The following is a 14779-nucleotide window of genomic DNA, read 5'->3' on the forward strand; positions in this document are numbered from 1 at the left end:
GACTAGATCTGACGGGTTGCCTTAAACCGCTTCTGTCCAGAGGCGTGCTGAATGGGTAGAACGTTGTAACGCAGATTTGCCCCTTTCCTACTTAGAGCTGTTACTTTCCACTATGGAGGTATCATCGTAGTGACCAATATTTTTGATGGTAGAAGCTCATATCCCCCCCTCTTGTATTGTTGGAGGTCATCCTGAATAGCTTTTGTGGGTTCGTACCAAAATATCTACCTGATTTCAGTGATAATATCGTGAGATTTTAGCTGATTAATTATGGTAGCTTGATCAACGAATGTAAACACACAAAGATGTGCAAAATATTAAGTTGAAAGAGATGAAAATGGATACATTTGAAAAAAACGTCGTTGATTTTTTACAGCATAAAGAAAAGAAAGTTCTAGTTATCAAAGGTAAATGGGGAGTAGGGAAGACATTTACTTGGGATAAGATTGTTGAGAAGCACGGAAAGGATACCACATTATCGAATTACTCGTATGTCTCTCTTTTTGGCTTGGAAGGATTAAATGAGCTGCAATCTAGAGTTTTCTACAATGCTAGATCTATGAGCCAAAAGAAAGGTGAAGCAGTAGTAAAAAACAACCTTAAAAGGGTTGGAAACATCGCAAAACATATCCCTCAAGTTTCTAAGTTTTCAGGTGCCATATCTGCAATCGAGAACTCATTAGTAAATGACTATCTTATCTGCATTGATGACCTAGAAAGGAAATCTAGCAAACTATCAATGTCTACTCTACTTGGCTATGTTTCAAATTTAGCTGAAACAAGTAAGTGCAAGATAGTATTGATTTTTAACGATGATACGTTAGAAGAAAATGATAAGGTCGATATAGATAAGTATCGTGAGAAAGTAATTGATACGGAGTTAGAGTTCTCACCATTAGCGGAAAGCAACATTGATATAGAGTTTAAAGAACACCAATGTCGCGACATGATATGCGACACCTTCAAAGCTGATAACCTGAATAATATAAGGATTATTAAGCACATCAAATGGAACTTAGATGAAATAATTAAGTATGTTGATAATGCTGAAGAGCCAGTTAAGCAAGATATATTAACAACAACAGCCATTCTTACGTATGTTCACCATGAGCCTAGTATCAAAATAAGAGCTAATCAGATTCAATCTATTTTTAATTATAGCAGTGAAAAACCTGTTGAAGATAAAGCATTGCAAAGCAGAATCTCAGCTTTAGGTTATGCATATTACGCTGAGTATGAAGCAGAAATAATTAATTATATTGAAAATGGAAGGATAAACGAAGAGATCTTTATTGAATCAATTGAGCAGTTAAATGAGCGACAGAAAACTAACAATATTTCATCGGAACTTACCGCTGCTTGGGGCTCATACAATAATAACTTTCTGACGAGTAGTGAAGATGTAATCAAGAGTTTGAAAGACTTTTTGGACAAACATATTAGTACTATATCCGCTAGAGAGTTAGAACCTATATTAGAAACACTAGAAGAGCTCGAAGAAGGTTTTGATAGAAACGCTTACATTGATAAATTTGTAGCTATCAAGCTAGATAATTGTCATGAGTCTATGATAGGGCAGTTAAAGGGAATGACCGTAAATACTGAACTTCTGGAGAAAATTAAAGAAAAAGAGGTCGAGCTGAATCAGCACTACTCTATCTATACTGTCATTAGCAAAATTGTTAGAGAAAGAGGATGGAACATAGAGGACGAGGAGTTTTTAGCTAGCCATAGTATAGATGAGATTTACGAGTTCTTATCTACAGACGAACATGAAGACCTATTGAAAACGGTTCGTGGAGCAAAGAGCATTTTCAGCAATTCAGATGGTAAGCTGCCACGGGATGAGTTCGGAAGAAACCTTCATGAAGCTATACTGAAACTAGCAAAAAGAAGCGCGCTTGATAACTATAGAGTTACACATTTCTTCGGGATTGATACTACTGAACCTGAAGAAACTAAGGAGGAATAAGAAACTGCACATTTGTGGTTTAGCCATAGACATTTCTTAACAAAAAGACCCCGATGGCCACTTGAAGGCTATCGGGGATATTGTAGAGATTGCTGATGTGATGCTATGCTGCTGTCCAGCCTTTATGTTGCTTGCGTTTTCCTAGTGCAACTTGATTTAAGTTGCCAGAGTTAAGGTTGTTCTCTCGGCAGAATTTCTTGAGATTAAATACCTTAGTTAGTTCACCCTCTGGATTTAGGAAGTGGAAAGTTTTAGCTTGGCTGTATTCGGTGTTGTACTGGGCTGTACAGTACTCTAAATTGTTAGCGTGGTTATTGGCTTTGTCTTCATCCTTGTGATTGATGTAGGGGAGCTTGTTAGGGTTGTCACAATAATATTGAGCAACAACCCTATGAACTCTTACAGTTCTCTTTCCTTTTCGTTTGAGCCCATTACAAAGGGACACGGTTAGGTATCCCTTTTGGTCTTTGATTTGACTGAGCCATTTGCCACTACGAAAAGACCAAAGCTTGCCGCAACGAGACACCCCATAATATGGGTAGTTCTTTAGTCGTTTAACTGTAATCATGCCGCTTTCAGCCCTTTGTATTTTGAATAGAGCTCTGATTGCTTAAAGCTTTCCACTGCTACCATGTAGTTATCGACTAGGTATTCTTTACCTTTGGACGTGATAGCTGCACTGTAATAAGTGCGTCCGTTCTTAACATCTGACAGGTTAGTCATGTATCCCAAATCAATACCACATTGCATGGCTGTGCGCTGCTTATTGCTCTTGAAGCGCAAGTGGCGGAGTAGCAACATGAACTCTCTTTGATTGAGTAGCTTGTTGTATTGAGGGATTTGATTCAGTTGCTTGAACACGTGAGTGGGTCTAGAGCTTCCTTCAATCTCTACTATCGTTTTACGTAGTTCACTAGACATCTGCTCTGCTACTTCTGCTCTGTCTTCTGCTTCTGCTAGTTGCAAGCGGTAGCCCTTCATAACTGCCCTTGCGTGGTCTAGCTCATCATTAGATGCAGCATAGAGAAGCTCTCGCATCGCTTCGAATGCGTTGATGTACTTCAAGCGGATAGATGCTACCTTTGAGCCTGTCATCCCTAGTACAAAGAAATAGAAAGCTTTACGGTCTAGTAAGTAAGTCTGTAGCTCCTTGCCCTGCGCAGTGGTATAGGACGTGCCGTAAAAATTTACGCCTCCTGTTACTGCTTCACTTTCTAGGTGCTTACGTACAGACTTCAGCAAGTTATCATGTAGTCGCCCTGTGATTCTGGCTACATCTAGAAGGCTGATTACTGCATCTTTACCTTCAAGACCTAGCATTAGTTCAGTGTCGAACTGCTTGTTAATTTCCTCGATGCTTTGTTGTAGATTGTTCATTGATTTATTCCTATTTGGGTACACCTTCCCAAAGCACCATCCTGCACAGCCCAATCACAGCCAACCAAAAAGGCAAGCTATACAGGCAATGAAAAGATGTACTCAGATAAGTGTGATTTGATTTGACAGCTCATGGTGTGAGCCTAGAAAGATGAAGAAGAAAGGAGCTAGTAGATTACTCCTCACTTCTATACGGTGGGTTTAAGACTGCTCAGGGCTTCTCAGGAGTTATATGGATAATTGATAGGTAGCCAGTGAATAATTCCAGACAGATATGCCCTTCCTTCTACTGGTCACTACTGGTAGATTGCTTGCTCTTTTTCTTCTAGGTCTTTAGATAAGGGAGGAAGTGTTAAGGGTTCTTCTGGCACTACTGATACTTACTATCTATATGCTGTCTTAATTACTACTGTCTATATGGTCACTTAATTCTGTGTCTATAGGTCAGGTTAATTATCTATATGGTGGGTTAATTACTGCTTCTATATTGTATGTTAATTTGAGGCTGTCTATCGCGTGAGACAAATGTGAGGTAGGTATTGTATTGATAAGGCTAATGAATGGCTGTATGGCATTCTAAGGGACTTTAAGCGATAGATGAGCAAGTGTGTCAGTCCGTCGCCTAAAGCCCTTCTGTGATCTACTGGTGGCTCATAGGAGGCATTGCTAGCCCTTAATCCTGTAGATGGTCTGTCTAGTCAGTCCGGTGTCTTTAGCTATACTGTTAATCGACTGTCCGTTATTGATTCGGTCAAGCACATCTTGCTTCTGTTCTTCTGTGTAGCTTGCCTTTCTGCCACCCTTAACAGATTGGCTAGTATGCTTACCGCTTCTTACCGCTGCCTGTTTACCTTCTTCCATTCTGCTTTGAATCATGCTTCTTTCCATCTCTGCAAACACCAGCATCATTTGATAGAAGGCTTTAGACATCGCATCGTCTTTACTGGTATCAATACCTTGCTCTAGTGTCTTAACCGATACGCCCTTATTAGCTAGTCTCTCAATCAAAGTAACAACCTGAGGCGTACTTCTACCTAGACGGTCAAGCTTAGTTACTACTACTGTATCACCTTCACGTACATAGGCTTCCAGTTCTTCAAGCGCTCCCTTGTTGGTGTCTGCCTTGCCTGAATGCTTACCTGAGAATACCTTCTTGCATCCTGCATCTTTAAGCTTATGTAGTTGGTCTTCTAGTTCCTGCCCTTGAGTTGATACACGAGCAAAGCCAATAAGGTTGTGAGTAGCCATAGTTAATTGCCTGTCCGAATCTGTTAAGTTATGGACAGTATAATATTTAAGGTGTACGAAACTGTCAATGGTTCATTTCGGACGATGTACATATAAATCAGTAGAGTTTCGGACAGTAGAAGGAAAAGCGAGGATAAATCGGACAGGTAGTAGATATATTAGTGATTGCTTATGTAGTGTGGGTGTATCTGTGCGCTGCCAGATGAAGAGGTGATTGATAGCTGACTGAGTGGATTAATCTGATAATTGATAGGCATTGCTGAGCCTGAGAAAGCCTTCTACCCCATATGGGGGAAATGGGGAAGCGCTGACCTAGGAGATACCGGAGAGATATACAAACCATTTTGCAGTCTAGGAACAATTAAGAGTATGAACATTCTGTCAATACTGTCTCTTACGTTGGGAATAAAATAAGAATGTCAGTGCAAGAGCTCTGAGATACAGAAAATTTCCTGTTTTGCTAAATTACATGCATCTGTGTTTATAGACTGTGACATAAGATATTGTTTGATCGCACTATTCATATAACATGGAATGATATTTCTCGATCATAGTAACGGTTATATGACTAAAGTACAGCTACCAAAGGATGCATTACAGAGGGTTCGAATTGGCAAAGCGTTTGCTGAATATGACATAATTCGAAAAGACCCTGACCTATTTGTAAAAACTCCTGCGACGTTAGCAACACTAAATACTGACCATGCTAATTGCTTCTTTATAGGTCGTAGGGGAGCAGGTAAAACAGCTTTAACCTATGAAATTAAAAGAAAGAATCGTAGAACTATTCACATTACTCCACAAATATTTGATCTATTGGAATTACCACTTGAATATGAAGAGTTCGTAGACACTAAACAGCGACCATTTAAGTCACTTATGCACTCTATGGAAAGGGCGCTATTAGATGAAGTGATAAAGGAATGGCATAAACGTGGGATATTTAACTTTGAGAGTCAATATGAATACACTAAGCGCGAGAGAGGGCTTATTGTAGACTGTGATTTTGATGATCGCTTGTTGAATTTAACGGAAGAAATATTCGAAGCTTACAGTAAAGAAAATCAAAAACTTTGGTTACGCCAAATTAAACGAAGCAAGAGCCTTATATCTGAAGTGAATGATATTGCTGTTGATGCAAACTTTGAGTTCATTATCCTTATTGATAGGTTAGATGAATCATGGGATGGATCCAACTCTGCTATTATTTGTTTGATGGCGCTAATGCACGCAGCAGTGAGACTTACTGCTTCAACTGATTGTATAAAGCCGTACATATTTATTCGAGAAAATATATATGACAGGATTAGAAAACTAGACAACGAGTTTTCTAGACTCGAAACATCAGTTGTATTTTTAGATTGGACTACACCTAAATTGGTTGAGCTGATTGAACGTAGACTAATCAAGCCTTTTAATACAAAACCGAAATTAGGTGGTGAAGTTTGGGAGTGTTTCTTTGAAAACGATGAAGTGCATGACTCAATGTCCACTGTTATGAATCTTTGTCAGCACCGTCCTCGTGATGTTGTAATGCTAACTAGCTATGCTATTGATTCTGCTATTAATCATGGTAACAGTAAAATAACTAAGAGTGATTTGTATGATGCGTCTAAACGTTATAGTACAAGCAGATTAAAAGACTTAGGTGACGAGTACGCCGAAAATTATTCGAATATTAGTCTGGTATTAGAGTTGTTCTATGGTTTAGGCTCAGAATATACATTACGTGCAATAGAAGATTTTATTCAAAAGTTACTAGTCAATGATGTAATAGGGAAGCATTGTAGTGATTGGGTTTATGAATACACACAGCCGCACAGGTTTATAGAGCTATTGTATGGCATTGGATTCATCGGTATTAAGAACCGAAAAAGTATTGAATATAAAATCTCAAGTAAAGACAGTAATGCTAAACCTGCATTTGATAACAACTCCATTATAGTTATACACCCAACGTATAGAGAAGCTTTGAACTTACGCTCAATCTTGATTTCAGATTTGAAAGATGAAACATCGCTAAAAGCAGAAGGTAAGTTAGAAGATATACCTCAAAGCTTCGTTCTTGATGACTACAAAATGACCTTGCAAGACCTTAAATCTAATTTGGATTCTATTCCTTTAGGGACGAAAGGTGCTAGCGATTTCGAAGATATTGTTGGGAAAATAATAGAGCTCTGTTTCTTTAGGTCGTTGACTAACGTTCAGCCACATTCTAGAGATGTAAATGGAACAACGATAAGAGATTGGGTCACATCAAATAGAGCGACAGATGGCTTTTGGGAAGTTATCCGTTCTCAGTACAGAGCAACCCAAATAACATGGGAGTGCAAAAACTATAAAGAGTTAAAATCTGATGACTTTCACCAAATCACATATTATATGAATGATAATGCCGGTAGGTTTGGTGTGATTGTATTCAGAGGAGATATCAAGGACAGTTATTATAGGCATATAGAGCGAATAGCCACTAAGCACAAGGGAATGGTGTTGTTGTTAACTCAGAAAGATTTAGAGGTCTTTTTGAGACAAGCGATTAAGGGGGCATATAAGGAAGCTCACATCCAAGATCGATATGATACTTTTGTTCGTAAAATTTCCTGATTTGTCAGCGTGTAACTGCTTGCTTTCATTGAAATAGCAGCAGATAGGATATTGATTCGAGGTACAAACACTGATACATTTCAAATCAAATTCAGTTATACATAGACTAATCCGAAACTCTATGGCTTGAAAGTAAGTTGCTGATAAATAAAGAGTTGATATCTTATCAGTGGCTAACGATGTGTATGGTAAGTACGAATCGAGAGTTCGAATCTCTCACTCACCGCCACATTCTAAAGCCCCAGCAGAAATGCTGGGGCTTTTTCGTTTCTGATTTTGCAGAACATTTAGCTTTGAATAAGTTCGCTCGCTTTCTTCATTGCTTCTTTGGTAGAACATTCCACCACGTTCGCGTTGGCAAAACGATGGGCATCTTTTACTTGAATATCGTGAGCTAAGATAACCAGTTTAGCGTTAGCAACATCTAGGTCTGTTATGCGGTTCTGAATGCCGTTTTGACCTTGAGTTTCTACCTTAATTTTAATTCCAGCCGCAGCGCCTGCTTTTTCTAGTGCTTTGGCTGCCATAAAGGTATGTGCAACACCGGATGGGCAGCAAGTGACAGCAACAATATCGTACTCGCCTTCGCCTGCTACTGGAGCCGCTTGAGTTTGCGCTGGTGCTTCTTGTTCGATTTCGTCTTCTGACTCTTCCGCTACTGGTTTCCAGAAGCCAACAATTAAAGCCGTTGTTAATGAACCAAGAGCAATGCCCACCACATACATTGGGATGTTGCTTGAAACTGGCGCAGTGATTAAACCGCCCCAAGGTGCATGCAGTAGAACATCAGTTAAGAATCCAAATACACAGCCTACGATACCGCCAGCCACGATTGAAGGAAGTACGCGCATTGGGTCGTTGGCAGCGAATGGGATAGCCCCTTCAGAGATACCGATAGAGCCCATGATTGCTGCAGCTTTGCCCGCTTCTTGCTCTTGTTTAGTGAATTTCTTTTTGAATAGGAAAGTGGCGAGCGCCATGCCTAGCGGAGGCGTACAGATTGCAATACCAACGCCACCCATTAGCCATGGTTGAGTATCAACTTGTGTTTGAGCAAATAGGGTCGCCACTTTGTTGATTGGGCCACCCATATCAAAAGCCGTCATACCGCCAAGAATGGTACCAAGTACGACCTTAGAAGCGCCCGCCATTGATGCCAAGAACTCGTTCATTGATGCCATAAAGATCTTGATTGGCTCACCAATGCCCCAAAGAACGATACCTGCAGAGATTAATGTGCCGATAAGAGGGTAGATAAAGTAGGCGCCTAGCGCGGTCATATTGGCAGAAAGAGGGATTTTCTTAAGTTGGAAAACCACGCCACCTGCGATAAAACCCGCCACAATACAGCCTAGGAAACCGCCGCCCATATCCGCCATAATGCCAGAAGAGATCATCGCAGGTGCAAGCGCTGGTTTATCAGCAATAGAATAACCGATGAAACCACCGAGAATAATTGGGAACAGGACGAGGCCTTTAATGCCGATGTTGGAAATGTCAGCGAGTAAGCCGTCTGCGGGTACTGCTCCTTTACCTGATGCCATTACTGCCAGTGCGAGCAAAACACCGCCCGCGACAATAAATGGCAACATATGTGAGGTACCAAATAGAAGGTGTTGCTTTAGGGTACTGAGGTTTTTTTTAAGATCGCTACTATTAGTAGCTTGAGCGGTTATTGTACTCATATCTAATTTACCTTATGAATTAATTAAAATATCTAAGATCTGATGTTCATCTTTTGCTTTTATAATATTTTCTATAAATTCTTCGCTGAACTTACCAAATAGCTCTTGAAGAACGTAGATATGATGGTCAGCACCATTATCTGGTGAGGCAATCATAAAAAATAGGGTCGGGTTAATACCGTCTTCGTCATCGTAATCAATGCCAGTCGGTTTGATGCCAACAGCAATGGCAGGTTCCAATACAGCGCTGCTTTTCGCATGAGGGTAGGCGATGCCATCCATCGACGTGACGCTCAGTGCCTCGCGAGCCTTGATATCTGCTAGGAAGTTATCCCGATTATTAATGCGTTGGTTGTCTGCCAGTAATTGAGCAAGCTCTTCGAATACTTGTTGTTTATTTGTCGCGGATAATTGCTTTTTTATTAAATTGACATTGGTTAATTGTGTAATCATTTCTAAACTCACGAATGCTTTTCTATGAGTTAAAATTAATCCATTGCTGCTATCGTCGAAATAGCAAAAATAAGGCTATAGCTATACTTTTGTATCGGCTAAATTTAATTGTGATTAGCGTCATTATTATTTCGACAAATGCCTATTTCTCCAGATAGAAAAAAGCCTCACGATGGTGAGGCTCAATAATGTGATTGGATTAAATTAACTGTATGCTCGTGCCACTCGTCCTTGGCAGGAGAGCGTATAATTGCCAGTGTTCGCTGCTACAAACACCGAGTCCCCAATAGCGATGTGGCATGTTTCTCCATTGCTATGCGTTAAGGTCATCGGTTTGTCGAGTGGTAGTAGAATCTCAGCACTGGTCGTTGTTAGGTGACGGTTGTCAGAGTCATGAAGGATCGAGAACTTAAAGTCATCAACTGGCACCTCAAAGCTTTCAATTCCTTCGTCAGTCGAGGGCGCTAGTTTTAGGCTATGCTTTGGTTTCGAAACAAATTGCGTGCACGAGACAAGCTCTTCGACATCGATATGCTTAGGTGTCAGCCCTGCTCGAAGTACATTGTCAGAGTTCGCCATGATTTCCAGTCCGGTACCATGCAAATACGCGTGAGGCGTCTGCGCGTCAAGATACATCGCCTCTCCTGGCTGTAGGGTAATGACATTAAGCATCAAGGGAGCAAACAACCCAACATCATTAGGGTACTGCTTTTCCAGTTCGGTAATGAGCGTATATACAGGCTCACTAGAGAGTTTGGCTTTGACCATCAACATGGTGAGTGCCATCTCTTTTTGTTCACCTTGTAAGGACAGTATCCCAGAGAAGAAGCTCGCCAATCCGTGTGAATTTGGCTCTTCGGTGAACGCTTCAAGCAACCAATTAAGCTCTGGAATGGCTAACTGGGTAAAGTTCTCAATGATCTCTTCGATTGGTCTAAAGCCATTCATGGCTTGGTATTGGGTAAGGGCGTACACCAATTCTGGTTTGTGGTTGGGATCCTTGTAATTACGATGGCTTGCGGTCAATGGTACCCCTAGCTGTTGCTCTTTGGCATAACCAGATTCTGCTTGGGCTTTACTCGGGTGGACTTGTATTGATAGCGCTTGCTCTGCCGCTAGGATCTTAAATAGATACGGCAGCTCGCCAAATGTGTTTGCGGTTTGTTCCCCAAGGTAGTGCTGTGGGTTATTGTTGATAAGTTCAGAAAGTTTGACTGAAATACCTTGGCTCGTAACCGACGAGCAGCCATTTGGGTGGGCGCCCATCCACATTTCCGCTTGCGGAGCAGATTCTGGGTTGCTGATTCCGAACAGCTGATTCAGTGATGTCTTACTGCCCCAAGCGTAGTTTTGAATCACGTTCTTCATTGGAAAGAAGGCTTGGCGCGGCTCCAAGTCAAGGTTTTCAGTCTGGTCAAAAGCAGGAACCGCTGTGGTTGAAGTGTACTGTTCACTGGCAACAGACGTTGTAAGTTCTGGCATTGCATTCACCATAGGGAAAGAGTGGCTTGAGGGAGCTCAAGCCACTTGGCGTTAAAGGAGAAGGGTTAAGCTGCTGCGGTAACCAGCTTTTCTTTGCGTAGTTTTTTAAGCGTGATACACGTCAGTGCGGTGACAGCAGTACCAGCCGCCATGCTCACGAGTGCAAGAAGCGGGTAGTTCATTGCACCAAGAAGCGCGACGACCGGACCGCCGTGTGCGACGCTGTTTGTGATGCCAAACGAGAACGCCATAACAGCGGCGACCATAGAGCCAAGAACGTTGGCTGGGATGACCGACATGGGATCTTGAGCTGCAAATGGAATCGCGCCTTCAGAGATACCAACTAAGCCCATTGCGCCAGCTGCTTTACCTGCTTCAATTTCTGAGGATTCGAACAGCTCGAATTTACGGCCCAGAGCAGTCGCCAATGCCATACCAAGAGGTGCGACAGGGATTGCACAAGCCATCGCACCCATAAACTGAGTTTGACCACTGGCAATCATGCCGACAGAGAATAGGAACGCGACTTTGTTGAAAGGGCCACCCATGTCAAAGCCAGCCATGCCACCTAATACAATGCCAAGCAATACAACGTTACCCGTGCTCATTGAGGTTAGAAGTGCAGTTAAGCTATCCATCAGTCCGGCAATCGGCGCGCCAATAACAAAGATGAATAAGCCAGCAATAAATAGCGAGCCAGTGATAGGAGCGATCATGATAGGCACAAGTGGTTGGATAAACTTGTGGTAGTTGATCGAGGTGACCCATTTAACGAAGTAGCCGACAAGTAAGCCTGCAACAATCGCTCCGATGAATCCAGTTCCGGCTTCTGCGCCATAGAAAGAGCCATTATTGGCAATCCAGCCACCGATAAGACCTGGAGCAAGAGCTGGACGGTCTGCAATAGCGTATGCAATATAGCCGGCAAGAATCGGGATCATTAACGTAAAGGCGACCACACCCACTTCTAGGATTTGGTTCCACATGCTGCCGGCAGGAATCGCCATACCGGATTCAGTTGGCTCACCGCCTATTGCTAGGGCTAGCGCAATCAATAGGCCGCCAGTGACAACAAATGGGATCATGTGAGACACGCCATTCATCAAAAAGCGGTACAAGTCAGAGCGAGCCTGAGATGCTTTATCTGCGACAGAAGATTCATTGGTTTGAGCGTCAGCGTGATAAGTCGGCGCATCTAACGCCTGTGTGATCAAGCCCTGTGCATCTTTAATCGGTGCTTTTACATTGGTTTTTACAACGCGTTTCCCTGCAAAGCGTGCCATATCAACCTGTTTATCGCAGGCAACAATAATGGCTTCTGCTCGGGCAATCTCTTCTGCTGTCGGGCTGTTCTTTACGCCGATAGAGCCATTCGTTTCGACTTTGATTTCATAGCCTAACTTGGCCGCTCCTTTCTCCAGAGCTTCTGCTGCTAAGTAGGTGTGTGCAACGCCCGCCGGACATCCCGTCACTCCGATAACAAAACCATTGGAGGTATCGCTAACTACGTCGTCTTGAGTTTGCTTTTTCAGTAGCAGTTCTAACGCGTGTTGGTTTGATGTCGCGTTTAAAAAACGCTCAATAAAGCCCTCTTCAATCAATTTAGAAGAGAGTTCTGCCAGCACTTCGATGTGATGATTGTCACCGCCATCTGGAGAGGCAATCATAAAAAAGAGTTTTGATGGCAATCCATCTTCTGCGCCGTAATCTATACCTGTACGGTGAACGCCAATAACAACAGCGGGTTCGATAACCGCAGCACTTTTGGCATGAGGGAGGGCAACGCCTTCTTCAAAACCTGTATTGCCTAGCTCTTCGCGAGCCTTGATATCGGCGAGAAATTGTTGCTTGTCGGTGATTCTACCTTGTGAATAAAGTACCTCGATTAGCTCGTGAAAAACCTCTTCTTTGGATTGCGCTTTAAGATCGAGCGCAATCAAATTCTCATTGATGAGTTTGGTGATCATTGTGAACCCCTAATAATTTTATTGTTGTATCAGGGGTATTTTGGAAGCTGTGAGAAAGAGTCTGTAGTGAAGAAAAAATGCATTTACTAGAAGATTGTAACTGTATTTTTGAGGTGTGATTTAGATCGCCGGATGAGTCAGATACAACACTAATTTAAGAACTATTAGTTTATTTAAAACAATTACTTGTGATGCTTTATTAGCCTTTATACTCCATCGTTTTGAAGCTGGATAACTATAAATTTATTGCCATAGCTGGATTTTTGTACCATTAATCTTAAATTGTGATTTTGCTCAATAGCGTAAAGTCTCTACTAGCGGTATACCTATGCGCGTAGCACACGCGCGACTTATTGAGAGTATCCAAATGGTATTTCATGACTTAATTTCTTCGGTACTCGGTGAAAGAGAAGCTTTTCATCACATATGGTTTGCTGGAGATTTTCACACGCCACCGGAATGCAGTTATCAGGTTAATTTTCCTCGATTGGAGTTGGTGCTTGATGGCGAGTACATTAATGAAATGGAAGATCATGAGCGTAAAGTCACTCAAGTTATCGCTAAGGCAGGAGACGCGATCTTTATTCCGCCGAACTGCTGGAACAAGCCAGATTGGGATACCAATTGTTCGGTGTTGAGTATCCTGTTTGGCCGACGTCAATTGGGCTTAAGTTTAGTTAGCAAGCGTAAAGGGGAAACCAACTTTTACGACATCCAAAAGCACAGTATTCAGACGCGTTCTGGCTTCGCACTCGATAACATTCTTGAGGCGCTGAGTTCGCTTGCGCGAGAAAATGCCAAAAAGCCAATGGATGAGCTGCTGTTGCAGGCGTTGTTGCAATACTGCAAAACCATGTTAGACACGCCATTAGAAAAGTCTCACAACCGAGTTCAGGATCTGTATCAGGGGATCTGTATCTACATTCAGGAGAATTTCCACCGTCAGATCACCCGAGACAGTATCGCCGCTCGATTTAGCATCTCTGCCAACCACTTATCGCGATTGTTTCGCCAGCAAGGGCACATGACGTTAGCAGACTACATCACTTGGGTCCGAATTGATCGAGCGAAATTCATGCTTAAGAAATACAATTTTAAACTTAATGAGGTGTCGGTTAGGTGTGGCTTTAAGGATGTGAACTACTTTTGTCGAGTATTCAAAAATCGTACTGGAAGAACCCCATCTGACTACCGCGGATCAATCTAGCGGTTAGGTAATTAAGCGTGACATGGAATACATCAGCAGGGCTTGAAGATCGATACTGCTTTTTGTCATTAAGAGACGTTCTGCAAATTGGCCGCAGAGCAGGTTTCTGGTCAGGTTGGTTGCGGTAATTATTTGCTCGCGAGTAGGGGATGAAGGCATCACCAGTGCTATAGCCAAGTGAACTTGACCCACTTTAGAAGCCCAATCAATTGGTGTATCACTGCTTATTACGGCGATGTTGATCTCATTGATACCATCGAACATCACATGAGGTAAGGCAATGCCTGACGTTACGCAGGTTGATGAACGTTCTTCTCTTTTGATGAAGGCAAGGATCAGATCATCGGCTGATTGAGGGTAGATAAGCTGAGCCAAGCCTTTTAAACATTCAAACTTGGACAGTTCGGTATGAGCCTTAGCATAGTACCAATTGACTGCACTTGGCGTTTTTAGCTGCGGTAATCTCTGTGCTAACTGATTGGAAAACTCATAATTAATGTTGGAGCCGACTAAGGCATAGTGCTCAGAGATAACATCTTTGAGTACAAAGCATGCGAGCTCGGCATCGATACCAAAAGCGGTAATCTGACACAAATCCCCTTCGACCAATCCCGCTTGCAGTAAGGCAACAGATTTAGTGAGGTCAGCACTACGATTGCGCGTGATGTTGATAATTCGTATGTTGCTTTTGAACTTTTTCGCAAGACTACACAGCGGTTTAGTGGCGTGAGCACTGGCACCGGAGTCATTAACAAGAAAGGTAATTTGATACTCTGTCATTAGC

General features: G+C 42.2%; 11 protein-coding genes and 1 tRNA gene. 4 read left to right on the top strand and 8 right to left on the bottom strand.

Translation table 11 applies throughout. The annotated features are described in order from the left end of the window. Window positions 1-337: 337 nt before the first annotated feature. On the top strand, window positions 338-1972 hold the full coding sequence (locus LYZ37_RS05220) for a P-loop NTPase fold protein (RefSeq protein WP_272786765.1): 1635 nt from the start codon (window positions 338-340) through the stop codon (window positions 1970-1972). Window positions 1973-2075: 103 nt separating this feature from the next. On the opposite strand, the gene LYZ37_RS05225 is transcribed toward LYZ37_RS05220, so the two are convergent. The 3 genes from LYZ37_RS05225 to LYZ37_RS05235 form a co-directional block, all read right to left on the bottom strand. Beyond that, on the bottom strand, window positions 2076-2540 hold the full coding sequence (locus tag LYZ37_RS05225) for an HNH endonuclease (protein ID WP_272786766.1): 465 nt from the start codon (window positions 2538-2540) through the stop codon (window positions 2076-2078). Continuing rightward, entirely contained in the window at window positions 2537-3349 is an 813-nt protein-coding gene (locus tag LYZ37_RS05230) for a Rha family transcriptional regulator (protein WP_272786767.1), read from the bottom strand. The genes LYZ37_RS05225 and LYZ37_RS05230 overlap by 4 nt, the downstream gene beginning before the upstream one ends. Window positions 3350-4015: 666 nt before the next feature. Then, window positions 4016-4597, bottom strand: a complete 582-nt coding sequence (locus LYZ37_RS05235) for a recombinase family protein (protein WP_272786768.1) — start codon at window positions 4595-4597, stop codon at window positions 4016-4018. 564 nt (window positions 4598-5161) lie between these two features. Here LYZ37_RS05235 and LYZ37_RS05240 point away from each other — a divergent pair. Continuing rightward, complete coding sequence (locus LYZ37_RS05240; protein WP_272786769.1) at window positions 5162-7201, top strand: P-loop ATPase, Sll1717 family; 2040 nt, start codon at window positions 5162-5164, stop codon at window positions 7199-7201. A 163-nt stretch (window positions 7202-7364) separates the two neighbouring features. Continuing rightward, window positions 7365-7430, top strand: a tRNA-OTHER gene (locus LYZ37_RS05245). A gap of 58 nt (window positions 7431-7488) precedes the next feature. Here LYZ37_RS05245 and LYZ37_RS05250 read toward each other — a convergent pair. The 4 genes from LYZ37_RS05250 to LYZ37_RS05265 all read right to left on the bottom strand — a co-directional run bounded on the left by LYZ37_RS05250 (window position 7489) and on the right by LYZ37_RS05265 (window position 12788). Further along, window positions 7489-8886, bottom strand: a complete 1398-nt coding sequence (locus tag LYZ37_RS05250) for a fructose-specific PTS transporter subunit EIIC (protein ID WP_272786770.1) — start codon at window positions 8884-8886, stop codon at window positions 7489-7491. A gap of 12 nt (window positions 8887-8898) precedes the next feature. Beyond that, entirely contained in the window at window positions 8899-9339 is a 441-nt protein-coding gene (locus LYZ37_RS05255) for a PTS sugar transporter subunit IIA (RefSeq protein WP_272786771.1), read from the bottom strand. 204 nt (window positions 9340-9543) lie between these two features. Continuing rightward, the gene (manA, locus tag LYZ37_RS05260) at window positions 9544-10707 is read right to left on the bottom strand and encodes a mannose-6-phosphate isomerase, class I (RefSeq protein WP_272787144.1); all 1164 of its coding nucleotides are present in this window, start codon (window positions 10705-10707) and stop codon (window positions 9544-9546) included. Window positions 10708-10886: 179 nt separating this feature from the next. Further along, complete coding sequence (locus LYZ37_RS05265; protein WP_272786772.1) at window positions 10887-12788, bottom strand: PTS fructose transporter subunit IIABC; 1902 nt, start codon at window positions 12786-12788, stop codon at window positions 10887-10889. Between the two features lie 367 nt (window positions 12789-13155). Between LYZ37_RS05265 and LYZ37_RS05270 the strand changes: the two genes are divergently transcribed. Next, window positions 13156-13995, top strand: coding sequence for a helix-turn-helix domain-containing protein (locus LYZ37_RS05270; RefSeq protein ID WP_004745822.1), 840 nt, complete (start codon window positions 13156-13158; stop codon window positions 13993-13995). Between the two features lie 3 nt (window positions 13996-13998). Here the strand turns inward: LYZ37_RS05270 and LYZ37_RS05275 are convergent, their stop codons facing one another. Further along, window positions 13999-14775: a PTS sugar transporter subunit IIA gene (locus tag LYZ37_RS05275; protein WP_272787145.1), complete on the bottom strand. Its 777-nt coding sequence runs from the start codon at window positions 14773-14775 to the stop codon at window positions 13999-14001. Window positions 14776-14779: the final 4 nt, after the last annotated feature.

Origin of the sequence: Vibrio tubiashii (assembly GCF_028551255.1) — a bacterium.
Taxonomy (GTDB): Bacteria; Pseudomonadota; Gammaproteobacteria; order Enterobacterales; family Vibrionaceae; genus Vibrio; species Vibrio tubiashii_B.

What these genes read in the sequence shown, in the direction of transcription:
- LYZ37_RS05220 (WP_272786765.1), top strand. Translation starts at nt 338, where the DNA reads ATGGATACATTTGAAAAAAACGTCGTTGATTTTTTACAGCATAAAGAA.
- LYZ37_RS05225 (WP_272786766.1), bottom strand. Translation starts at nt 2,540, where the DNA reads ATGATTACAGTTAAACGACTAAAGAACTACCCATATTATGGGGTGTCT.
- LYZ37_RS05230 (WP_272786767.1), bottom strand. Translation starts at nt 3,349, where the DNA reads ATGAACAATCTACAACAAAGCATCGAGGAAATTAACAAGCAGTTCGAC.
- LYZ37_RS05270 (WP_004745822.1), top strand. Translation starts at nt 13,156, where the DNA reads ATGGTATTTCATGACTTAATTTCTTCGGTACTCGGTGAAAGAGAAGCT.
- LYZ37_RS05240 (WP_272786769.1), top strand. Translation starts at nt 5,162, where the DNA reads ATGACTAAAGTACAGCTACCAAAGGATGCATTACAGAGGGTTCGAATT.
- LYZ37_RS05265 (WP_272786772.1), bottom strand. Translation starts at nt 12,788, where the DNA reads ATGATCACCAAACTCATCAATGAGAATTTGATTGCGCTCGATCTTAAA.
- LYZ37_RS05250 (WP_272786770.1), bottom strand. Translation starts at nt 8,886, where the DNA reads ATGAGTACAATAACCGCTCAAGCTACTAATAGTAGCGATCTTAAAAAA.
- LYZ37_RS05235 (WP_272786768.1), bottom strand. Translation starts at nt 4,597, where the DNA reads ATGGCTACTCACAACCTTATTGGCTTTGCTCGTGTATCAACTCAAGGG.
- LYZ37_RS05255 (WP_272786771.1), bottom strand. Translation starts at nt 9,339, where the DNA reads ATGATTACACAATTAACCAATGTCAATTTAATAAAAAAGCAATTATCC.
- LYZ37_RS05275 (WP_272787145.1), bottom strand. Translation starts at nt 14,775, where the DNA reads ATGACAGAGTATCAAATTACCTTTCTTGTTAATGACTCCGGTGCCAGT.
- manA (WP_272787144.1), bottom strand. Translation starts at nt 10,707, where the DNA reads ATGAAGAACGTGATTCAAAACTACGCTTGGGGCAGTAAGACATCACTG.